The sequence below is a fragment of the Melghirimyces algeriensis genome (assembly GCF_900182565.1).
Taxonomy (GTDB): domain Bacteria; phylum Bacillota; class Bacilli; order Thermoactinomycetales; family DSM-45169; genus Melghirimyces; species Melghirimyces algeriensis.
Genome location: NZ_FXTI01000004.1, coordinates 229,168 through 253,890, shown reverse-complemented (window position 1 = coordinate 253,890; position 24,723 = coordinate 229,168). Strand labels below are relative to the sequence as shown.

General features: G+C 47.0%; 9 protein-coding genes. All 9 read right to left on the bottom strand.

All coding sequences use genetic code 11. The annotated features are described in order from the left end of the window. Window positions 1-9: 9 nt before the first annotated feature. The gene (locus FN782_RS08235) at window positions 10-918 is read right to left on the bottom strand and encodes a GHMP family kinase ATP-binding protein (protein ID WP_142505295.1); all 909 of its coding nucleotides are present in this window, start codon (window positions 916-918) and stop codon (window positions 10-12) included. Then, complete coding sequence (locus tag FN782_RS08230) at window positions 918-8,081, bottom strand: amino acid adenylation domain-containing protein (RefSeq protein ID WP_185956146.1); 7,164 nt, start codon at window positions 8,079-8,081, stop codon at window positions 918-920. Before FN782_RS08230 ends, FN782_RS08235 begins: the two co-directional genes overlap by 1 nt. A gap of 100 nt (window positions 8,082-8,181) precedes the next feature. Next, window positions 8,182-17,619: an aminotransferase class III-fold pyridoxal phosphate-dependent enzyme gene (locus FN782_RS08225; protein ID WP_185956145.1), complete on the bottom strand. Its 9,438-nt coding sequence runs from the start codon at window positions 17,617-17,619 to the stop codon at window positions 8,182-8,184. A 19-nt stretch (window positions 17,620-17,638) separates the two neighbouring features. Next, complete coding sequence (fabD, locus tag FN782_RS08220) at window positions 17,639-18,901, bottom strand: ACP S-malonyltransferase (RefSeq protein WP_142505292.1); 1,263 nt, start codon at window positions 18,899-18,901, stop codon at window positions 17,639-17,641. Next, window positions 18,902-19,612: a thioesterase II family protein gene (locus tag FN782_RS08215; RefSeq protein ID WP_142505291.1), complete on the bottom strand. Its 711-nt coding sequence runs from the start codon at window positions 19,610-19,612 to the stop codon at window positions 18,902-18,904. A 36-nt stretch (window positions 19,613-19,648) separates the two neighbouring features. Continuing rightward, window positions 19,649-20,692 (bottom strand): GntG family PLP-dependent aldolase, encoded by a 1,044-nt coding sequence (locus FN782_RS08210; RefSeq protein ID WP_142505290.1) that lies wholly within the window; start codon window positions 20,690-20,692, stop codon window positions 19,649-19,651. Further along, window positions 20,689-21,933 carry an ATP-grasp domain-containing protein gene (locus FN782_RS08205; RefSeq protein WP_142505289.1) on the bottom strand — a complete coding sequence of 415 codons (1,245 nt, stop codon included), beginning with the start codon at window positions 21,931-21,933 and terminating at the stop codon, window positions 20,689-20,691. The genes FN782_RS08210 and FN782_RS08205 overlap by 4 nt, the downstream gene beginning before the upstream one ends. Further along, entirely contained in the window at window positions 21,908-22,948 is a 1,041-nt protein-coding gene (locus FN782_RS08200; RefSeq protein ID WP_425462697.1) for a cysteine synthase family protein, read from the bottom strand. The genes FN782_RS08205 and FN782_RS08200 overlap by 26 nt, the downstream gene beginning before the upstream one ends. Before the next feature lie 34 nt (window positions 22,949-22,982). Continuing rightward, the gene (locus FN782_RS08195; RefSeq protein WP_142505287.1) at window positions 22,983-24,476 is read right to left on the bottom strand and encodes an argininosuccinate lyase; all 1,494 of its coding nucleotides are present in this window, start codon (window positions 24,474-24,476) and stop codon (window positions 22,983-22,985) included. Window positions 24,477-24,723 lie beyond the last annotated feature (247 nt).

The following is a 24,723-nucleotide window of genomic DNA, read 5'->3' as shown; positions in this document are numbered from 1 at the left end:
TTGCCGCCTTCACTTCCATTCGTTAGATAGCGAATGGTACACATACACGTTCAAATAGGATTGTTGCAATTTTTCCTTTAACTTCGACAACTTTTGCCGATATCGTTGATCTTCCTGACAGAGTAACAAACCGATGAACGTACCACTGTGTGCATTGACAACACCCAGTGCATCATGCTCACGGGAAAGCTCCAATAGATATTGCAACGAATGCTTCTTGTTTCTCGATTGATTCATCATGGTGCTTCGGGTTGCCACCTGTCCAATCGTTTGAACATCCTTCATTTGAACGGCTTGTTTCAAACATTCCAAGAGGCGGATATATTCCAACTTTTCCGCTGATGTATAGGGAATTCGACAATTGTTATATTCAATGGTATCCACTTCTCCACCCTCGTCGATCGCGACAACGGTCAGACGCGGAATAAACCCAAATATTTGATGAAGCTCCACTTTACGGTGATAGAAGGAGACGACCTCCGGATACATCACTCCGTCGGTCGGCTCAATTTTTGCCATTAACGACTGCAGGAAAGAAACCGGAATCTTGATCTCATAACATGATTCGATGGCCCGTGCTGTTGCCAAAAGATCTGCAGAGGAACTCGCCAATCCTTTTCCAACGGGTAAATCACTCTCAATCGTCAGTGTTCCACCGCTTGGAAGGTCAAAATGCTCCAGTAAACACGCAGCTAACTGAACAGACTTTTGTTTAAAGCAAGGCACCACTTTCAATACATTGGATGAATCGGGACGGAGGGTGACTCTTGAACCTTGGTCGATGGGGAATGTAACCAGAAAATCAAGATCATTATCCGCATGAACACCCTGTAACAATTCCCCAAACGTTCCATTTGCCGTACCCGTTCCCATTCTTCCACGCTCTGTTGTATCTCCTGATCTCAATTGCTTCTGCATCACCCTTCACCTCCCGACAGTGGAGAGGCTTTCTCCCAGCTCAAAACACTTTTCATCCTCTGGGCCAATTCCTCCACATTTGGCGGTTCTCCCATCGTCATATGATCGCCCGGTACGTGAAACACATGAACCTCCCCGGTGGTCCGAGGTGTCCACTCTTCTGGTCGAACCAGTTCATGACCGTGATTGGACACATTGTTTACGCGAAACAGATAAAGATCCGAACCAATGGGTCCACGGTATTGATAATTTGTCGCCGCTTGTCCACATGCGATTAAGACATCAACCTTTCGTTGCATCGAATCGATTGTCATACCTGGTGGTAAGTCGCCACGCTCTTTAGCATGCTCCAAAAGCAAAACCAGTCCCTCTTCCCGGTCCATTCCTGCAAATTGATCCGAATGCAGATCAAACAATGTTGCAAAATAAGTCATCGCATCCTGTTCAGTAAATTCCTCCGACACCTCTCCGGGGCGATCCAACGGGTGCACATCCAACAGTCCGATGAAATCCACCTGTTCCCCTGCATTCTCCAGCTTTCTCGCCATCTCGTACGCAACGGTACCGCCAAAGGACCAACCCAACAGACGGTACGGACCCTTTGGCACCACACGACGAATTTCCTCCAGATACCGTTCAGCCATCGCTTCAATCGACGTCAACGGTTGAGCATCTGACTCATAGCCAACCGCTTGCAAGCCATACACCGCTTCCTGGGGTCCAAGTGCCTGAACCAGATGAACATAGGGCAATACGCCCCCACCCTGAGGATGGATGCATATCAAAGGTGGATGGCTGCCATTCCCCTGTTGAAGCTGGATCAAACATGAATCGCTGTTCATCTCCGTTTGGCCTTTCAGATACACACACAACTCAGCGATGGTCGGTTTCTGAAATAACGTGGTCATCGGTATTTCCACACCGAATTGCTCCCGAATCCCGTTTAACAGTTGCAATGCCTTCAGCGAGTTCCCTCCGATGGCAAAGAAATTGTCGTAAATACCGATCGGTTTGATATGCAAGAGGTCCTCCCAGATCTGTACCATGCCCAGCTCATTCATATCCCGCGGAGGGGCATAGGTATCATGAAGTGTCGCATGATCCGGGGAAGGAAGTTGTCTGTGATCCACTTTGCCGTTTACATTCAGTGGCAGTTCATCCAACACCACTGTCGCAGAAGGTACCATATAGGATGGCAACCGTTTTGCAAGGTGCTGTTGCACATCGCGGGCATTCCATTCATTTCCCTCCGAAACGGTCACATACGCAACCAAACGTTGATCACCGGGGGTATCTTCACGTAAAATCACCGTTGCCTCTGCAACACGGGAATGCTGAAGTAAAACCGCCTCAATTTCACCGGGTTCAATGCGGTAGCCTCGCACTTTGACCTGATCATCCACCCGACCCATGTACTCCAGGTTGCCGTCTGAAAGATAGCGAACCATATCCCCTGTTTTATATAATCGGTCACCCGGCTGATTGGAAAAAGGATGGGGCACAAATCGCTCAGCCGTCAACTCTGGACGGTTATGGTAACCATCCGCCAGTGCAATCCCACCGATATACAACTCTCCCTGCACCCCGATCGGAACAGGTTGCATGAATTCATCCAGGACATATAATTGCATATTGGCGATGGGCCGTCCGATGGGCACCGGTCGGTCTGTCGCCTCGACAGCTTCATACACTGCGCAACCCACCACCGTCTCCGTGGGACCATACTCGTTGATCAATCGGGTTTCCGGAGCCGCCTGCTTCCAGAAAGCAATATGTTCACCCAAGAGGGCTTCTCCACCGATGACGACGGTACGCACACGACCGGACAATTCCTCCGGAGAAAGCTGTTGGGAGAGAAGTTGCAAATGTGTCGGTGTAATCTTTAACAGGCTTACATTTCGGCGCTTCCGCAATTCCTGACTCAGTTGTTCCACCTCTTCCCCTTCCCGAAGCAGAATCACCCGACCGCCGGCTAACAGGGGGAGAAACAGACTGGTGATGGTCGCATCAAAGGCCAGTGAGGTGGATACAATCGATCCAATGCCTTTCTCCACCTCATAAGCATCCAACGCCCATGTGAGATAGTTGCTCAAACCGCGGTGCGGAATCAATACTCCCTTGGGGGTTCCCGTGGAGCCTGAGGTATAGATCATATAGGCCAGATTGTCGGCGCCAACACGGCTTGGTGGTGGACCATCCACCGTGGAGGCGATCCGGGACGCATCGCGATCCAGACAGACCACCTGTCCGTTAACCTGCGAGAACCGGGCAAGCAGCCGTTCCTGTGTCAGCAACAGGGATACTGCTGAGTCGGCGAGCAAAAATGTCAGCCGTTCCTGTGGATGGGCAGGGTCGATGGGTACATATGCCCCGCCCGCCTTTAAGATCCCGAACAGTCCAACCAGCATTTCCACGGAGCGCTCCATACAGATCCCCACCCGCACATCCGGTCCAACACCCTGGCTGCGCAGAAAGTGCGCCAAACGCTCAGAACGTTCATCCAACTCTTGATAGGTGAAGGTCGCACCATCCGATTCCACTGCGATATGGTCAGGCTTTTGTTGTGCGATCGCCGCAAACCGTTCATGTATAAGCGTTTCTGGAGCATCTACTTTGGTCTCATTCCACTCCGCTAATAATTGATGGCGTTGCTGATCCGTCAACAAAGGCAGCTCCACAATTTTTTTCATGGGATTCTCTAAAATTGCATCCATCATCACAACAAACTGCTCCAGCCAACGGTTCATGGTTTCTTCCTGAAACAGATCTGTGCGGAATTGGAACCGGATATCAAGTCCCGATTCTGTTTCGGCACAGACGATGTTCAGATCAAATTGGATCATACGGGTTTCGATCGGTAACAAATGGAGGTCCAATCGATTGGATGAAACCTCAACTGAGCGTTGGTCCAACTGAAACATCACGGAAAAAATGGGGGATCGACTTAAATCACGCTCCGGTTTCAGCTTTTCCACCAATTGGTCAAAGGGGTATTCATGGTGAGTATATCCATCCAGCGCAACCTGTTTACAATGTTGCAACCATTCCCTAAACGTTTGTTCAGAGTGGACATCCAGGCGCAATGGCAAGGTATTGACAAAAAATCCAATCAGATTCTCCAGCTCCACTTGACCCCGTCCAGCTTCCGGCGTACCGATGACAAGATCCTTTTGCCCGCTCATTTTTGATAGAAATGCTCCAACAGCAGACAAGAGCGTAATAAACAAGGTTGCCCCCTGCTCCTGGGCCAGCATCTTCATCCGCTCCAAGCGCTCCGGTGCCAGTGTGAACGTTACCTCCGAAGCAGAAAATGTCTGCATCGATGGACGCGGGTGATCCGTGGGCAGATCCAGAACGGGAAGGTCACCGCTAAACTGCTCCAGCCAATAAGACTCCGCTTCCGCCAGCATCCCACGCTTCAGACGATCATTTTGCCAGCTGGCATAGTCTTTGTACTGTATCGTCAAAGGTGGTAAGGAAGGTGTCTTTCCTTCGTGCAATGCATCATACAGAGTGGCAAAATCCCGGATCAGCACCTGCCATGACCAGAAATCCCCAATGATATGGTGCATATTCATCCACAACACATGGCACTCCTCGGCCAGTTTAAATAGACGCGCACGGAAAAGCGGTCCTCTCTCCAGATCAAAATCTCTCTCCGCCTCCTCTCGTTCCACAGCTTTCATCCATTGTTGCTGTGCATTTTCGTCTTTGTTTGACAGATCCTCATACGGACATTCCCAGGAAATCGCATCCTCCACCCGTTGGACAGGTTGCCCGTCATAGACCGTAAATGTGGTGCGCAGTCCCTCATGTCTGTCCAACAACAGTCGGAATGCTTCCTGAACCGCTTCCACATCCAAGACACCTTTCAATTGAATGGCAACCGGCATATTATAGGATCGATTTTCCGGTTCGAGCCGATTTAGTAAAAACAGACGGCGCTGGGCATGGGACATGGGATAAAACGCGGCTTTCTCTATTTGTGGAATCAAGTTTTTTTCCATATCATCCTGATCAGTCTGTGAGGCTTTTAGCACCGGTGCCAGCTCCCGAATGGTTTGGTTGTCAAACAAATCTTTTAACACCATCTCTACCCCAAGCAGCTCTTTGATTCGAGAACGGATCTGAATTGTTTTAAGCGAATGCCCTCCCAGATCAAAGAAATTATCGTCGATACCAATCTTGTCAACCTCCAAAACGTCTTGCCAGATCTTCACCAGTGCCTTTTCCCAATCGTCACGCGGAGGTATGTAAACCGTGGTGGACCGTCCGGAGGCATCAGGGTCCGGCAAAGCCTTGCGATCAACCTTTCCATTGCGGTTCAAAGGCATCGATTCCAGAATCATCAGGTGTTCCGGCACCATATACTCTGGCAAATGTGTCTCCAGGTATTCGCGCAATTTGTGTTCTTCCACGGATTCATTTAACACCATATAGGCCAAGATGCGATTGTTGCCACCTTGATCTGGCCGGACAAGTGTCAGACATTGTCTGACCGCTTGATGACGCAATAAAACGGACTCGATTTCACCCAGTTCAATACGATATCCCCGAACTTTCACTTGAAAATCAGCACGTGAGATAAATACCATCCGACCATCAGGCGTTATCCGGGCCAAATCTCCCGTTTTATACATTCGCTCGCCCAATCCATCCGAAAATGGATTTTTCAGGTAGGCTTCAGCCGTGCGTTCCGGATCGTTCAAATAGCCACGTCCCACTCCGATCCCCGTAATATAAACTTCTCCGACACAGCCAACCGGCACCGGCCGTTGCCAAGGATCAAGCAGATAATGTTGCATGTTGGGAATCGATGTTCCGAGAGCAACATGGGAATGATCATCATGCGGATACGAACCACTTATCACTTCATGGACCGTATCATCTGAACATTCGGTTGCTCCATACGTATTGACAACCTTTACGTTCGGATACGCTTTAAGCCACTTGCGACAAAGGGAAACTGGCAACCCCTCTCCTGTGGAAATCATATATTGAAGCTGAGGAAGAAGGCGTTGCTTTGGTTCATAATCACCTGCTTCATGCAGAAGCATTTCAATCATGGCAGGCACCATTTCCAAGACGGTCACACCATCCCGTTGCACAGAACGAAATAGTGCCCGCGGATCGGTCGCCGTATCATTGCCATAGATCACAACCCGCCCACCAGTCATCAAGGGCGCCAGAAACTGCCAGACAGAAATATCAAAGCAATGGGATGCGTTCTGGGCAACCACACTGTTCTCGTTTAACCCCAAGAGATGAATTTTGGCATATAGGTGATTAAGCATCCCTACATGCTCCACCATCGCCCCCTTCGGCTGCCCCGTAGAACCGGAGGTAAAGAACACATTGGCCAGATCTCCCTGTTGATTCACCAACTCCGGATTTTGTGCAGGGTAGGAAGTCAGCCCGTCTATATCTGCACACCGACCATCTCCCTTATTGAGAGAAAAAACAACAGGTGCTTGCAAAAGTGCCGAACTCAACTCTAGGCTTCGGGATTGCCAACGGGATTCCGTCAGAATCATCTTGGCACCACTGTTTTCCAGGATAGTCAACAGTCGACTGTCAGGATGTGCAGAATCCAATGGTACATAAGCCCCACCTGCTTTCAATATGCCAAGAATCCCAACCAGCATCTCAATACTTCGTTCAGCCAACAGAGCGGCCAGATCATCACGCCCAAACCCTTGTTCACGAAGCCAGTGCGCCAATTGGTTGGCGCGCTGGTTTAACTCCGCATAAGTGACAGACTCCATACCGCACACCGCTGCAATGGCATGTGGTCGTTTTTCCACCTGATCCTCAATCACCTGATGAGCTATACGGTTGAGGGAGGGTACGGCCAGTTTGGTTTGGTTAATCTGCTCCTGAATCAACTGGCGTTCCTCATTGGACAACAGAATTAGTTCACGAAGTTGTGCACTCGGATGTTCGGCGATATTGGTCAGCATTCTGATAAAATGCTGTTGTAAACGTTCCAAAGATTGTAAAGATCCATTGCCAGGCTGAAAGCATTCAATTTCCCACTGTGATCCAATCGATACAATCACTTCAACCTGTTCTTGCCCCGCACGGCAGAGGAGCTGGGGATTGCCGGAGTCACCTTCAGCCTTGTGCCGTACGGTCACCAAACTGTCAAACAGGTCGGTGTCTTCTCTGAAACCGCCATACTTGCGCACGGTCTCATTTGGGATATAACCAAAGGTGTTCAAGTTTTCCCATTGTTGCTGTGTGGAGAGCAGCAATTCATCCACACGTTGATCAGCGGCAAGAACCGTCCGCATCGGCAAGGCATGGGATAACGGACCAATGATCAGCTCTGCCCCTTCACACGAATCTGGACGCCCTGGCACGGTTGCACCACAAGAAACGCTCTCTTCCCCGCTGTACACATTGAGCAACAGAAACCATGATGCAAGTGTCACTGCTTCGGAAGAAACATTGTACTGCTTCGCAACCTCTTCCAACTGACGAGAAAGTCCTTTTGACAGTAGAGTACGACAACGAAGGTTTGTGCCGTTTTCCAGCGCCTGGTTCATTGTCTCCAGCATCGGAGCCGGTTCCCAGTCGGCCAGTTTCTCTGTCCAATATTGCTTGGCCGGCATCCCATCCTGTCCTGCTTCCCATTTCAGGTAATCCTGATACAACCTGCGCTGCGGGATGGTTTGCTCCATCCCTTTTGCACGCGCCAACCACTCGTTGACAATCATGTCACGACTGTTGTCATCCATACACAAGGGATGATGGGTCCACAGAAGCAGCATCCGCTCATCGTCCCATCGGCACACGGCCAAACGGATCAACGGTCCCTGATCGAATTTGATCGGTTCGCGATGACGGTTGGCAAGCGATTGAAATCGGGCCTGTTTTTCCTCCTCCTTCAAACCACACAGATCCTGCCATTCCATGGCAATCGGCCGTTGTTTGAGCAACACCTGCACTATTCGGTTCTTAAGTGTACGAAACACGGATCGCAACGACGGATGCTCCGCCACTGTCTCCTCCCATGCCTCGCGCAGACAATCCCGATGAAGACGATCCCTCAGGGTGTAGACAACCTGTGTAAAGGTATTGCCATCTAACATCTCTTTTTGTATCAGAGAAAGTTCCACTATCCCCTGTACATTTTCTTTGGACAGATAATTCAAATCCATCACCCTTTCTAAACATTCAATCATCTGCTGATTCGATGAAAACGTGACGCATGCGATAGGTTGTTCTCCAAATCAGACTCAGATCCACGATTGTAATCTGTTAATCAAATAATTCATCCAAATCTTCTTCTTCTTTTGATAGCTCCACTTGTGACAGACGAAGCTCTGGATGTTCAGCCATTTGGGTAAGTACATGCTCCATCTGTTCCAGAAAACTGTCCACCGTCTCCGGTCGAAATTTGCTCGGATTGTAGCGCGCTTCCAGCAACAGGCTGTTTGGGTCTTCAAAGAGATATAGCATCAGATCAAACGTAACCTTTTCATCATCGTTAAACCTGTCGTTTGCAATGCTTTCCATTTTCTCTTCCTGTAGGAGACTCTCTGGCGGACATAGGCGAAGTGTAACCCCGTCATACTCCAGCTTTTCCGTATGCGCATTCTGACCGATGAAACTGATGGTATAGAAGGTGGGATCCCCACCGTGTCGTGTTCGCTGATCTTGAACAATCAGGTCAAAGGGATAATCCTGGTTCTCATAAGCACCAATCGCTGTCTTCTGAACACGCTTCAAGATCTGCAAAAGTGTCGGATTGCCCGACAAATCCGTACGCATCGCCACCGGATTAATACAAACGCCAAGAATTTTTTCCAAATCGGAGTGTGTTCGTCCGGAGAGTGTCGACCCAATCGTAATCATAGTCTGGTTGGTCAGTCTTCCCAGCCAGATTTTCAACGCTGCAAGAACGGTCATATAGCTTGTCCCACCCACCTCAGACGTTAACTGACGAAGGGACTGAACCAACTCCGTTTTCAGTGAGCGTACCCGAACATCCGAAGGGTTCTGTTCTTCCGGTGGAATATCTGTATCATGTGGAACATATGGTACTTCCACCACGTCTTTCAGCTTGTCCAACCAATACGTTCGCTGTAACTCCAAAGAACCGTCGTTGAGTCGTTCATGTTGCCAACGGACAAAATCTACATATTGCAGTGGCAATGGCAACTGTGATGGATCTTCTCCCTGAACAATCGCTCGGTACATTTTAAACAGATCTTTCATGAATACCTGATGGGACCAACCATCATGTCCAATGTGATGTACACACAACAAAAGCAAATGCTTATGCGGGGTCAACCGAAAAAGCGTCATCCTGTAAAACGATTCCCGTGTTAAATCAAACAACTTGTGACTCTCTTCTGCAACCGCTTGGGCCAATCGTTTGGAGCGTTCTACCTCCGATTGTTGTGACAGATCCTCATATTGACACGGTACGTCCAATGACGGTTGCACCTTTTGATACGGTTTCCCTTCACGTTCAATCAATGTGGTACGCATAATCCCATGTCGGTCAATCAGGACGTGCAATGCTCGTTGCATCGCTTTCGCATCCACTTCTCCATCCATCTCGTAAATGTACAAATCCCCAACAGTGTGACGGGTAAACTGTTCCCGAAACCATATGCGTTTCTGTCCATGGGAAAGCTCATAAACTCCCGGTTCAATCGCGTTGACCTTCGTTTCTTGCAATGACTGAATCGGTCGGCAGTCTTTTTCATCCATTTCATCCAATCGTTTGGCCAACTCAGAAACGGTTGGCGTCTGAAACAGCTCACTAAGGGAAAGTTGCTTTTTAAACTCCTTCTGTATTCTGGAAAACATCATGGTCGCTTGCAAAGAGTTTCCGCCCAAATCAAAGAAATGATCATCCAGACGGACCGTTGAGATCCCCAGTACGTTCTTCCATATCTCTCGAATTGTTTCTTCTGTTTCACTGCCCATATCTTTTAAATCCGACTCGCCATCCGCCGCTTCTTCCGGTGTTGGCAACCGGTTCATATCAATATCTCCTTCTGGTGTCCGCGGAATCACATCAACGACAACCAACTGTTTTGGCACCCAATAATCCGGCATTTTTTGCAACAGTTGTTTTCGCAGCTGTGCTGTATCCACATTGTTCTCATCCGTTGTCACATAAGCTGTAAGCATAGCATTTTTACCATCCTCGTCCGTTTGTGCCCTAACGAAGCACGACGTGATGGATGGCATGGCTACAATCGATTGTTCAAGCAAATCCAGATATACATCGTGACCTTGAACCCGCTTTCGGCGTTTTACCGATCCAAATTCTGTTATTCGACCATCCGCATTTTGAAGGGCCAGCATTCCGGTTGAAGAGAACGTTTTTCCATCCCGAACAACATACTCACCCATCACACCGACAGGAGCCGGTTGCATATAGGAATCTAACAAATAAACCGCAGTATGGGTGTCCCGGTAGCCCACAAACGCTTGTTCAAGATCTGGATCGGCAAGTAAAGATAGCTCTGAAAAATCGGGATTATCACTGTTGGCCAAGGTTTTCAAAAGATGATGAAAATACTTAGCCCACTGCCGGAATGTTTCAGGGCTCACCCAGTCCGTATTGATATCAAAATCAAACCAAATCTCCCCATTTACATCCATGGCATTCAGGAACATATCATATTTTGAATACTGAATGGGAATGGACATCCATTTGGCCTTAAAGCCAGCAAAATCAAGCTCTTTCATGGGCCTGTCCATATTAAACAGAACATTCATCCTTGGAATGGCAGGTTCATTTAGATTCTCTGTTATCAAAGACAATGGAATATGCTGATAGTTTTCGAGATCCATCATCAATTGCTTTACCTGAGCAAGATAGTTGAAGAAGGATTCTTGCTCCCCGATCTGGGTGCAAACGGGCAGCAAGTGTGTACAATTGCCCATCAGAACAGGCTGTTCCATCTGGGCCTGTCCGGCGATTGGAACCCCCACCACAATCGATTGGTTTCCGGTCAAACGATGTATAAACACTTGATAGGCTGCAAGAAGTGTGACAAATAGGCTGTTTCCTGACCGAATGCTCAGCGCTCGCAATTTCTGTGTCAGTGAACGATCGATTTGAATGCTGACTCTTTCCCCCCGAAAGGATGGTTTCATCATCCCTCCATGCTCGGATGGAAGGTCCATCGCGGGAATGGGGGAAGCAAACACTTGATTCCAAAATGCAGCAGCCTCTTTGTTTGTATGATTCATCAATTGTCGCTGCTGCCAATCCATAAAATCCTGAAACTGTGTTGGAGCGGGCAAACTCTCCGTTGGTTTTCCTTGACAAATTGAGGTATAAAGCGTCGCCAATTCGCGGATAAACAGATCGATCGACCATCCATCCATCATAATATGGTGGAAAGTAAACACCAGGATATATGAAGATGGATCCGATTTTAAAACATGAATCCGGAACAACGGATGATTGGACGACAGATCAAACGGGATTCGGCCTTGCTTTTCAAACCACTCCTCCATGTGTTGCTCCCGTTGATCCTCTGGATCATCGGAAAAATCCACAATCGGAATGGTGACGGGAACATCCGGTAAAATATGTTGCTCTTCGCCATTGGGATGGATCACCGTTCGCAAGGTTTCGTGGCGTTTTACAAGAGTTTTTACGGCATCATTGAATGCATTCCGTTGGAATGCCCCATTCAACCGAAGCGCCACCGTTTCATTAAATGCTACTGACTGGTCGTTCCGCGCCTTTGAAGCAAACCAGATCTGTTTCTGTTCCTCTGTTAACGGTAGGGTTACAGGAGTGCTGGGTGTATCATCGCTTCTGCCATCTCCATCTCCATCCGGTGGCTGTGGCGGTTCCGGCAGAAATCCACCTTCTCTCAATTCATGGATACTTTCTTTCACCGCCTGAATGATCCGGTCAATATCCTCATCGGAGTGAGCCGTTGACAAAAAGCAGTTGCGTCCCTCCCAGATATAGATCCCTTTATGAATCAAGAGATAGAAAAACAGTTCAATATCTCCAAAGGAAACAAATCGGAACAATGAACCGCAATGAACCACTTGCATGGGTACATTGTTTTCTTTGAAGAATGTGTTAAGTGTTGCTACCATTTTGGCCGTTCGATGATTTAATTCTGATTGAAGACCTACTCCCTTTGATTTCAGATGCTGAAGCACTTGCATCGCTGCCGTCATTGCCAGTGGATGGGTACAGAATGTTCCCCCAACAAACGTTTTCTTCCTTACATTGGAGGGCTCAGATGCATCTCCAAACTGCCACATGCCTCCGTCCACAGCATCCATAAATTTAGATTTTCCTGCAACCACCCCGATTGGCATGCCTCCACCGATCACTTTTCCATAGGTCACCAAATCTGCCTCAATCCCATACCAGGCCTGAGCACCTCGAAGGTGAATGCGAAACCCTGTAATAATCTCATCGAAGATCAGAGCGGTACCGGATTGTTGGGTGATTTCCCTGACTTGCTTCAAAAAGTTTTCCGGTTGCAAGTCAGGCCTGCGGCTTTGGACGGGTTCAACAAGAACGGCGGCCAGTTCATCCGCATGCTTTTGAAGCAGTTCCAAGGAATGTGGATGGTTATAGTTTAGAACGATCACGTCCTCCATCATGCTGGAAGGAACTCCTGGAGCCATCGGTTGGGCTTGTGCATTTTCCGAGTTGGGATCTGAAACGGCAAGCACCCCATCAAACGTTCCATGATAGGAGCCGGCAAACAAAGCAATTTTGGAGCGTCCCGTGACCGCTCTGGCCAAACGAAGCGCAACCATCACGGCTTCGGTACCGGAGTTATAAAACGCAACGCGTTCAACCCCTGTGAGCTCACTGATCAATTCAGCCACTTTACTTGCAGTATTGGACATTGGACCCAAAGGCGGCGTATTGGAATGGATCTGTTTGTGTAATTTATCTGTTATCCATTCTGGATTATGACCGAACAGATTGACACCAAATCCCATTGTCAGATCAATATATTTGTTTCCATCCACATCCCACATATAGGGACCAAAACCCCGTTCCGTAACAATGGGGTATATGATTTCCTTCCAGTAGGAACGATACCCGGCTGCATTTCGGTTATTTGCATGGACAAACCGGTTATCCTGGATAAAGGTTTTGGAGCCTTGCGTCCGTTTGACATACTTCTCAATAAAACGATGCAAAAACACCTTTTGCTTTTCCGTAAAATTTCCCTCTTCTCCAACCACAATGGGTTGATAGGGAGTAAAGGGATTGGATGGATCGTTGGGACGGGTCCGGTTGGACGAAGATGTAACTTGCTTGGAAGACGTTTTGACTCGTCCCTCTTGTTGAACCGGCTTGGGCAACTCCTGAAGCGAAGTGGCAGCGGCAACTTCTCTTTCTGTTTGCAGCCCTTTGAGCACTTCCAATTGTTGACTGAAGATCTGATTCATATTTTGTTGCTGCTGATTCAGCAACTGCAGTTGATTCTCCATAATGTGTTCAACCGATGACCGGTCACCATAAATTTTTGTTTCCATTGAGTCATCCAGCTTCTGTGCCGGCTGTTCCGTATGCTCCATGGGGGTATCTGTATCTGAAGGCATCTTTTTCAGCGCCTGGGTAGGGACTTTTTCTTCAATAAAGCGAACCAATTTATGCAAATCGGTGATCGATTCAAAAAACCGGTTGACAGGAATATCTATATGAAAAGCATTCAAAATCTCCTGCCTCACCTGATTCAGCATAATGGAATCCATTCCCAGCTCCAGGAAATGAGTCGAGGTCCCTATTTCATCCGATTTTAGACCTGTCGCATGTTGAATGATGCTTTTTACGGATGAATGAATATCCGGTGAAATCGAATATACCTCTTTCTCTCCCAAGTTTGTCCTCCTCTTATGTTCCGTTTCCTCAACATTTTTATCTGTTTGATCGGTGGGAAAATCTACCCAACAACGCAATTTTTCAAATGGATAATCCGGTAATGGGCATTTTTTTCGCGGTGTTTTATGAACATAAAACTGTTCCCAATCGATGTTGGCCCCTTTGATATAGAACTGGCACAAAGCAGACAAGTCATTTTCTGTGATTTTTTTCTTTTCCAACCATTTCATCTGGAGCGTCTGAGCAGCTTCGGTCTGCTCCATATTTCCATCGGGTGAACACACACCGCTGAATACGTTGTCATATGAAGCATCGTTCTCGATAAATGCTGCCAGTCTTTCTTTCAGTTCGTTTCGATTTTTTACGATCATGGCCAGTCGATGATGATGGTGCGCTCTACCCGTATTGGTTGTATAGCACAGATCATTTACAGATACATTCGGTTTCCTCACCACAAAGTCTGCATACCGCTGTGCCAGCTTCTTTAAGGCACCGCGGGTTTTGCCGGACAGGGTAAACAGGTTTAAATCGTCAGAAGAGGGTTGGGTATGCTCCTCACCGTTCTCTGTAAACTCTTCCAACACAATATGACAGTTTGTCCCGCTGAAACCGAATGAACTGACACCGCACCTTCGGGGCACACCGTCCGTTGTCCATTCTGTCAATTGTGTCGGGACATAGACCGGAGATTGTTCAAAGTGAATGTTCCGGTTCGGTTTCTCAAAATGGGTCATTTGGGGAATCTTTTGATGTTGTAAGCACAAAACTGCTTTAATCAATCCGGCAATTCCAGCCGCCTCGTATAAATGTCCAATGTTGGCTTTGACAGAGCCAATCGCACAGTATTGTTTTTTGGACGTATACGTGCGAAATGCCCGTTGAATCCCATCAATTTCCACAGGGTCTCCCAATGGTGTTCCCGTTCCATGCGTTTCCATATAGGTGATGGTTTCCGGATGAATATCAGCATCCTCCCACGCCTGAACCATCAATTCACTCTGTGCTTGGGGATTGGGCGCTGTGATGCCAACAGTGGTACCGTCTTGATTGATGGCGCTTCCCTTGATAACCGCATGAATATAATCTCCATCCTGGATCGCTTGGTTGAGGGGTTTCAACAGAACGGCTGCCACCCCCTCACCCCATCCGGTTCCGTCAGCATGATCATCAAATGCTCGTGCTCGGCTATCCGACGACTCCATTCCGATTCCCGCCCGTACAGGCAAAGGGAGGGTATTGACTCCACCTGCAAGAGCCATCCTGCAATCGCCGTTCAACATGCTTTTGCATGCCATATGAACCGCAACCAGAGAGGAGGAACAAGCGGTATCAACCGTAACGGCCGGTCCCTTCAAATTCAGAAGATAACTGATGCGACTGGAAATAATGGAGGAAAGGTTTCCCACTGCATACTGGGGCAACGATTCCGGAGTCACTTCGGACAATAAACGATCATATTCATATCCGCTTTTAGAAAAGCCTACATAAACACCTACTTGATCCCCTGACAACTTCTCTCCACCATAGCCAGCATTTTCAATTGCGTTCCATGCAGTTTGTAAAAACAGTCGTTGATTGGGATCTGTCAGACTTGCTTCTTTGGGTGTCAGTTTAAAGAAAGGATAGTCAAATGTATCAATCTCATCCAGATAGCCACCCTCCACAAATTCCCCCTTTCTTCCCAAACCATTCAGGTACGCTTCAGCATCCTTTCTTCTTGTTTCATTCAGAGGACCGATACAATCCCTTCCGGTTGCGACGTTTCTCCAAAAACTGTCTATATCATCTGCTTTGGGAAATTTCAGGGAAATACCGATGACGGCAATATCCTTTTCGCTTTGTTGGGTGTTGCCATCTTGCGCCTTATTCGCTGGACGGTTCAAATGCGACTCTTGACCATGCCGACTGGTTCCGATGAAATCCGCAAGCTTGGAAATCGTCGGATTGGCAAAAAAATCAGCAACCTCAAGATGAACCCCAAGCTCCTCATCAATGCGTTCTGCAATTTCTACCAACTTCATCGAACTGATACCGATCTGAAAAAAACGATCCTGTACGCTGATTTCTCCAGACTGCAAATGTTCCCTGAATATTTCCAACAACCGTTTTTCTATCTGGTTCTTTGAGAGAGCGGAATCATTCGCTTCTTGTGACACCCATTTTTTCAACTCTTTCGAAATATCATCATAGACTCCATTCTCATAATCATAGGCCAATTTGAAACGTTGCACTTTTCCACTCGTCGTTTTTGGAATTTGTCGAATGGGAATCACATCGCTGATCAACCAGCCCGTTCGTTCATTGATATGCTTGCGCAACTCCTGAGCCAGATGAACAAATGTTTCCAGCTTATTTTTATAAACGACAAAAACAACAATCTTCTCCTCATGCGTATCAGCATGACGCACTCCGCAAACCGCTGCTTTCCCTAATTCAACCCCTTGCACTTCTTCAGCAATTCTTTCAATGTCATGGGGATAAACATTTTGTCCATTGATAAAGATAATTTCTTTTCTTCTGCCGGTAATAATCAACCGTCCGTTTTGAACGAACCCCAAATCACCCGTCCGTACCCAGCCATCCTGGGTAATCGCTTTTTTCGTCGCTTCAGGATTATTGTAATATCCCTGTGTCACATTTTTCCCCTTGATCTGGATCTGACCGATCACCCGTTCCGGTAACGGACGGTTATGATCGTCACAAATCCGAAAAGAACAATCGTCCACGGGCAAACCTTCATCAACAAATGTAAGACAATCTCTGTCTCCCTCTTCCACTTCATGGATCGGCTCTCCGACATTGAGTTGATGGCGATGGAGATGAATGGGACGAAATTCATATCTCCCAATGGATACAGCCACAGAAGCTTCAGCCAGACCATATCCCATATGCATAACATTTCGCTTTAACCCATACTGGCCCAAACGGTTTAAAAATTGGTCGCAAAGTTGCGTGGAGATGGGCTCCGCTCCGTTCAAGATCACCTTGACATGGGACAGATCCCATCCCTTTGCAACGTTCGGTTTAAGTTTTGAGAGAAAATATTTATAGCCGAAATTGGGAGAACCAAGGATCGTTGCTCGATGATCATTTGTTTTTTTCATCCACAACGATGGACGCCGAATAAACAGCGATGTAGGCATCAAATAGTGTTGTACACCTGCAAGCACTGGTGTAAGATGAAACGTAATAATCCCCATATCATGGGTTAATGGCATCCAGGAAAGGAAAGCATCTTTTGGCTGAATCTCAAGTCGATTTTTTATAGCACGTGTATTGGTGATCAAATTTTCATGGGTGAGCATGACCCCTTTGGGAGATCCCGTCGACCCTGAAGAAAACTGAATAAATGCAAGTTCTTGCGGAGATGCATCGTAAACCGTTCCTTTCTGCCGGTCACCGTTTATATCCTCCAGCAAAAGGGAACGTTTGTTCATTTGTTGGACACAGTGGAGATCCTGAGGATCTTTTGTATGTTGAAACAACCGTTGAATCGCTGAATCAGTGGTCATCACATAGGGGTTGTTCAACGTTTTCCAGATTTTAAACAGCTTTTTGCGCTGTTCATTGTTACTCCCTACCGTTACCGGAACCGCGATGATTCCACCCAGAATACAGCCCCAAAACGTTGCGGTAAACGAATACAGGTCATTGTCTCGAATCTGAAGAATAAGTTCGTCCCCCGCTTTGATTCCCATACTTTGCATATATCCCAAAATAGACCGGGCACGGTTATACAGTTGTTGATAGGAGACAAACTTTTCTTCCTTATCGCTGGAAATAAAGGTGATGCCACGATTTTCTTCTTCTTTTAAAGCCGTGATCACATCGACCAATGTTAAAGGTGATTGCATGGAAACAGCCTCCATCTATTTATTCAATGGTTGTGATTTTCTGACTTCTCAATAGATCCTTCATTCCGCTCTCTTGAAATAGCGATTGTAAACGCTCTCGCTGAACCTCACCGGGAGTTTTTTTGGCTTTCCATACTGTACACAACAGATCCACCGCCTGTTGCAAATGTTGAAGTGTGGGTGAAGAATGATCCATCCCTTGTTGCAAATGCTTAAGCTTCCTGTAAACCTCGCTGGTACTCCGCTGGTATTCCATGTCATCTTCATTTCGGTTTGGCATACTGATGGCTGCCGTGTAACATTTTGCAAGGAACAGATTCATCTGTTGGGGGGACGGGTCACCCGAAGAGGTTTGTTTATCCCGCTCAGAAATAACCGATATCACTTTGTTTAGATCCGTGCTTGTACCCAAGGCAACCGCATCCATCTGACTGTCAAACTCGTTCATGAAATGACGCAATACGGTTTTGGGGCCGAGTTCAACAGCCATCTCCACCCCTAACCCTTTGATATACGCCATGGTGTCCAGCCAACGAACAGGATGCGTCATCTGTAATGTCAGTGCCCCTTTAATCTCATCCTTCTTGATATAAGGGAGTGCATCCACATTGGAGATCACGGGCCAGGACCATTGACAAAATTGGTAATCCTCAAATTCCAACGCCAATTGATTGGCCGCCTGTTGCATAAGCGGACTGTGAAAGGCGGCAGAAACATTTAAAAAACGGTATTTGATCCTCCAACCATCCAACTTTCGGGTGATGGAAGTGATCGCTTGACTTTCGCCGGAAATAACGGTCTGTCTGTTTGTGTTGTAACAGGCAATGGAAATCAAATATCCTTGCTGAAGCATCTCATCACAGATTTGCTCCATCCATCTGAAATTGTTATGAAAAACAGAAATCATCACCCCTTTTGCCTGTTGCATCAACTCCCCGCGCCGCTTGACGATTCTTAAGGCATCAGAAAACGATAATGTTCCGTTGCATACAAGCGCAGAGTATTCACCTAAGCTATGTCCTGCTGCAACTTTCGGCTTAAGCGCCACTTCCTGCATAAACACTCGAAAAGCGGCCACACTGACCGTTAAAATAGCAGGTTGTGCATGGACAGTTTTTGACAATTCATGGGGATCATTGAAGCATCGTTTTTTCATATCCATTTTCAGGATATCGCTTGCTTCTTCAAACACAAGATCAGCCGAAGCGAAATCCTGACAGAGACTTTTTCCCATACCGGCATACTGGCTTCCTTGCCCAGGAAACAATAAAGCGAAATTCATTCACGCCCTCCTTTTTAATATTTTTTGATGGATGAGATGGATCATCTGATCCATATTGTGATGAATAAAGAAATGATCTCCATCAAGTTGATACAAGGATGTATGACCATCCGTATAAGCATTCCATGCCATCAAATCTTCATTATGAATATTGTCTTTCGCTCCACCCAAAACAGTGAAGTTGCAATTTAATTTTGTTTCCTTCGGAAAACATTCATAGGTCTCAATGATTGTGAAATCAGCTCGTAAAATGGGAAGAAACAAATGTAACAAATCCTTGTGTTTTTTGATTTCATCCGGTGTCCCCCCCATTTTCATCACCTCATCCAAAAACTCCGCGTCCGGTAAATGATGAATGCTCCTCCTTTTCCTTTGCCGATCCGGCGCCGATCTTGCCGCCAAAAAGACGTGTTGAGGATCTCGTCCTGTCCAGTCCTTTACCTTATGCGCCAGTTCAAATGCAAGCATACTGCCCATACTGTATCCAAAAAGAGCTACCGGAGAGCCATCCAGATACGGCTTCACCCGATCAAACAGATCTTCAATCGCCTGATGCCAGGAAGTATACAAGGGTTCAGAAAATCGCAGCCCTCTTCCCGCCAACTCAATAGGCACACACTCGATTTGGGGATGCAAATGATCCTTCCATTTGCGATAGATTGTGGCTGACCCACCGGCATAAGGTAAACAAAACAGCTTGATCTTCCCCACCCCGTATTCCTCACTTTAATCACTTGATCTCATTCTTCAGGACATCAACTTACGTATAATCAGCAAAGCCTGATCAATATCAGCCGTCTGCACACCGGAATGCGTCACAGCCCGAATCCGTCCATGCCCTAATTCCCCGATATGGAGACCGTGTTCACGGGCAGCTTGCACAAATGTTTGCCACGTATGCCTTGGATGATCGATTCGGAAAAAAACAATATTGGTCTCCACATCTTCCACACGAATGTCAATGCCTGGGATCTCTGAAAGTCCTTTTGCTAACCGCAATGCATTGGCATGATCATCGTTTAAACGATCAATCATATGTTGGATAGCAACCAACCCCGGTGCAGCAATAATCCCAGTCTGCCGCATCCCCCCGCCAAGCATTTTACGCAATCGATAAACCTTTTGGACAAATTCTTTTGTTCCAGCAACAATTGAACCGATCGGTGCTGACAATCCTTTGGACAAACAAAACTGAACGGAATCGGCATAGCTTACAATCTCTGACGCCTCAATCCCCAATGCCACCGAAGCGTGAAACAGACGGGCCCCGTCCATATGTACGGACACACCCTTCATTTCAGCAAACGTCCGCACCTCTTGCAGATAGGAAAGAGGTAATACGCGCCCACCCATCCGATTGTGTGTATTTTCGATACAGATCAATGAAGGCAGGGCAAACTGCGGATCTTCCGGCTCGATCGGAAACGCCTTTTCCATATCGGATATTGCCAATCGTCCATCCAACTGCGTCGGAACCGGTTCATACATAATCCCACCACATACAGACGCGCCAGCGGCTTCATATATATAGATATCGGATTCATCACCTACAATCACTTTTGATCCACGTGGACAATGCGCCAGTATCGATGCAAGGTTGGCCATGGTTCCGCTTGGCATTAAAATCGCTGCCTCTTTGCCCAGCTTTCGGGCAACCTCTTCTTCTAATCGTTGCGTCATCGGGTCCTCATCATAAACATTGTCACCCAGCTCCACTGCTTGGATAGACTCCATCATCTTGTCTGTTGGCAATGTAAACGTATCGCTTCTCAGTTCAATCACACGATTCACACTCCCGGTTCCATAACCAATGTCTTGGTGGATAATATGTCGGAGATCTGGTCTAACCGTTCCGTCACCTCATCATAGGACGTTCCACTAACAATGATATATCCCAGACGGTCAGAAAAGCTTTTCGGCGGCTGAACAGCCTGTCCAACCTGTGCTTTGATCACAACTTCCTGCACGCCCTCAAGCTTCAAGAGGCTTTCCAAATTGTCCACGGAGGATAGTCGCCCTTCTTCTTGTGCCATAAGAAACTGAATACCGGAGTACCTGTTTTGCTCGAATTGGTTGCTTTCGGGGGGCACTCCTGCGGCACAGCGTATCTGCCAATCGAGTAAATCCATTCCGGTTGAATGACGGATCAATTCCGGGATCATTCCTCCTGCAAGCCGGGCATTCGTTTCAATCATGACGCATCCGTCCGGCGTCCATTTCACTTCTGAATGCGATGCCCCAAACTGAAAATCAACTGCCTCAAGCGTACGTTTCACCGTCTGCATGATTTCCTGCTTCACTTCAGCCGGAAGTACAGACGGAAAAACATGTCTTGACTCTACAAAGTGTGGAAATCCCGTTACATGTTTTTCTGTAATCCCGACACAGATTGATTTTCCTTCCCAGGAAAACATCTCCACACTATATTCCGGACCTTCAATATACTCTTCCAACAATACGGTCTGTAATGTTTTCTGTCCTCGCGCATTATGCTTTTTGGCAAGGATCTCCATGGTCATTTGCTCTACTTCTTCCCAATTGAAACAGAGACGAACATTGTTTGATCCACTGCCATCCGCCGGTTTCACTAAACAAGGAAGGAAAACCGACTTGCGAATGTCCTGAAGCTCCTCCACTGACTGAACCACAGTAAATCCCGGTTGTCGCACTCCTTCAGAGCTAAGCGTTTCCCGGTACAACGCCTTGTTTCGACATAAGCGGATGGCCTGTGGAGTGTTTCCAGTGAGCCCAAATGCCTGTACCAATTTGGCCACCGTTTCCAGATAAAAGTCACTGGTCGTCAATATTCCGGCGATTTCTTCCACATTCTCTTGTAATATGCATTGCTTCAGATCTTCTATTGAATCGGTGTCCGTTATGATCGTGTGACACCCTGACTCATTGAGCCCATCATAACGATTCGCATTTTGTGTCAAGAACACCGACTGATAACCGAGTTTTTCCGCCTTGCAAATGGCCAGCATTCCTGTACCTGTTGTATTTCCTTCAACGAATAACAGTTTTTTCTTCATGTGGATGAACTCCCATCAGTTTTGCATACGACCATGTGGTCACCTCAGCATCCAAATTGACGCATTTGGGCTCTTTAGAAAACATACACGTTTTTGATAATTGGTTCTGTTTATGATACAGATCGCTGTAGACTGTATCCGTATAACGATCCCCTCGATCCGGCAGGATCGCCACAATATTGCATTCCTCTGAAATCTGACCTGCAAGCCATCTGGCAACTGCATATACGGACCCTGAACTGTTCCCTGCAAAAATTTGTTCATTTTGTGCAAGCTCCAGTGTGGCCGCAAAGGCCTCTTCATCATTCAACCAATGCACATCATCCATCACATCAAATTCTACATTGGCTGCAACCAAACTGTTGCCGATTCCTCCCTGTAAACGGGTGGGTCGATCCGGTTGTCCAAAAATCACACTTCCAGTTGCATCGACCGCCACAACTCTCAGTTCCGGGTGCACCTCTTTCAAAGCACGTGCCGTTCCGGACAGAGAACCTCCACTACCGACAGAACCGACCAAGATATCAATTCGTTCCAGATCATGCATGAGTTCCATCGCCAACTCTTGGTACGCTTTTGGATTTTCCGGATTCTCATACTGTCGGGGCCAAAACGCCCCCGGATATTCCTTCATCAGTTCCTGTAGACGTACAAGGCGCGAGCTCTGCCACCCATTTTGACCCATTTCCGTTACAATATGTATGTGACAGCCCAGCGACGTCAATTTGGCATAGGTGATGGAATCGATCCGCGGATCGGTTACAATGTGCACTGGGTGCCCAAGATATCTTCCGACAAGTGCCACTCCGCAAGCCATTGTACCTGAAGAGCTTTCAATGATCGGTATACCATCCCTTAATTCTCCGGAAGATTTTGCTGCAAGAATGGTTTGCTTGGCCACTCGGTCTTTCATTCCAAAAGGATTCATTAATTCAAGCTTGGCGTATACCGAAGCGGCCGATGGAATGTTCAAGCGCAGCTTAACCAACGGAGTTTTGCCGATGACATCCACCATACTTTTGTATAACACCGAACCCCGTCCTTTCATTCTATGTAGAGGATAGTTCCTGCAACAGCCGCTTTCTCTCTGTTTCTGCCGTCACCAATTGCTTCAATCGCCTTCTCCGCTCCCTGTCCAAGTCCTGTACCCGATCCTTTTGTACCATCAACCGTTTCCGCACTTGTTCTGGATGGGTAGAGCCTGTAGACCTTTTTACATACAGATTTCCCTGCACATCAAATACATCGGCAAGTATGTCACTTAAGTCCGAGACTTCAAAACCTTCCTCAGCACACTTTTCTCTCAATAATTGAGGGTGTTTATCGGACGGTTTTAAGCCCTGTTGAATGAGACTCATAATATACTTTCCTGCAATCACCTGAGAGGTTCGGTATGGAATGTTTTCTCTCATAGTCAGCCTATTGGCAAGAGTAAAGCCGCCAAAGAAATCACGTTGGCAGATCGCAAGCATTTCTTTTTCCTTAAAGCTTAAATGATCCGTAACAACGGTTAACAAGCGAAACAACGACTTGCATGTTTGAAACAGGGTCCAAAGATGAGTACCCGCTTCTTTTGAAACTTCCACTAAGTTTGTGAACGGGGTGTTGCGCTGTCCAAGAACCATGTCCAGATGAAACGCAGACAAATGAGCGCTTTTCCCTCGTATCCTTTCCAAAATAGGGAAATTCTTCTTTTGTGGCATGGCTGAGGAAATTCCGGATAGCTCATCCGGCAAATCAATCAAACGCATCTCACTGTTGCCCCATTGAATCAGATCGGTTACAAACCGGGATAGTAAGACAGATAAAACAGAACATTCAGATGATATTCGCAATACCCATTCGCGGGAAGCGACGGCTACAAGAGCGTTTGAACGAGGCTGACGAAATCCCAACAGACCAGAAAGCCGATTGCGATCCCAGTCCAACTCGGTACCAGACATCGCTCCTGATCCAAGAGGGCACTGGTTGATCTCATCATATAATTGAACCCAACGCGTGAAGGTTTGTAAAAGCTCCTCGGCAATTGCGGTCAGATAATAACCTGGTGTAATAATCTGCGCTGTCTGGTAGTGTGTATACCCCGGCATGGGCATCTCCCGATATCGTTCTGCCAATACAACCATGGATTCAATCAGTGTTTGAAGACCTTCCATTAACTCCAGCCACTCAGAACGAGCAAACATTACCTGAGCACACGCTTGAAAATCATTGCGGCTCCGGTCCATATGCCAAGCAGGCACCGAAGCAGGAAGCGAAGACTCTACCGTGCGTTCAATGGCAAAGGCAATATCCGACATATTTTTGGTTGGATCTGCAGTCAACGTATCGTGATTGATGGAAAGCAATAGATCGGATATTTTCTGTGCTTCCGGTTTGGGAATGTAGCCCATTCTAACGTATTCAAAAAGCATCACCAACTCAATTTGAATGTACGCAGGTAACAAATTTTCAACCTCGTACGCAAACTGCGGTTCCAAAATTTCTTCATGCAGAGGATGAGTGGGCATTCCTGATATACGACCCGTCAACTTCTCTCGCATTCAAAATACACCTCATTTTAAACGTTTGACCAACTCCCCATACGTAAACACAGGGGATTCTTGGGTAATCTCTCGCAACCGAGAGAAGATAAACAAACATTCTACTAAAGTCCCACTCCTGTATTATTCCCATTAAAAAGCAAGACCCTGGCAGATCGTTACCTCTGCTATTTAACAACTTAAAAAAACAGACAAAAATCCATAAACAAGTATAGCAATATAAAATCATGCCAAAGAAAAATAAAAA

Excerpts from the sequence above, each read along its gene's own strand:
- FN782_RS08235 (WP_142505295.1), bottom strand. The coding sequence starts at position 918 with ATGCAGAAGCAATTGAGATCAGGAGATACAACAGAGCGTGGAAGAATG.
- FN782_RS08230 (WP_185956146.1), bottom strand. The coding sequence starts at position 8,081 with ATGGATTTGAATTATCTGTCCAAAGAAAATGTACAGGGGATAGTGGAA.
- FN782_RS08225 (WP_185956145.1), bottom strand. The coding sequence starts at position 17,619 with ATGCAATCACCTTTAACATTGGTCGATGTGATCACGGCTTTAAAAGAA.
- fabD (WP_142505292.1), bottom strand. The coding sequence starts at position 18,901 with ATGAATTTCGCTTTATTGTTTCCTGGGCAAGGAAGCCAGTATGCCGGT.
- FN782_RS08205 (WP_142505289.1), bottom strand. The coding sequence starts at position 21,933 with ATGAAGAAAAAACTGTTATTCGTTGAAGGAAATACAACAGGTACAGGA.
- FN782_RS08200 (WP_425462697.1), bottom strand. The coding sequence starts at position 22,948 with ATGGTGGATGTCATCGGCAAAACTCCGTTGGTTAAGCTGCGCTTGAAC.
- FN782_RS08195 (WP_142505287.1), bottom strand. The coding sequence starts at position 24,476 with ATGCGAGAGAAGTTGACGGGTCGTATATCAGGAATGCCCACTCATCCT.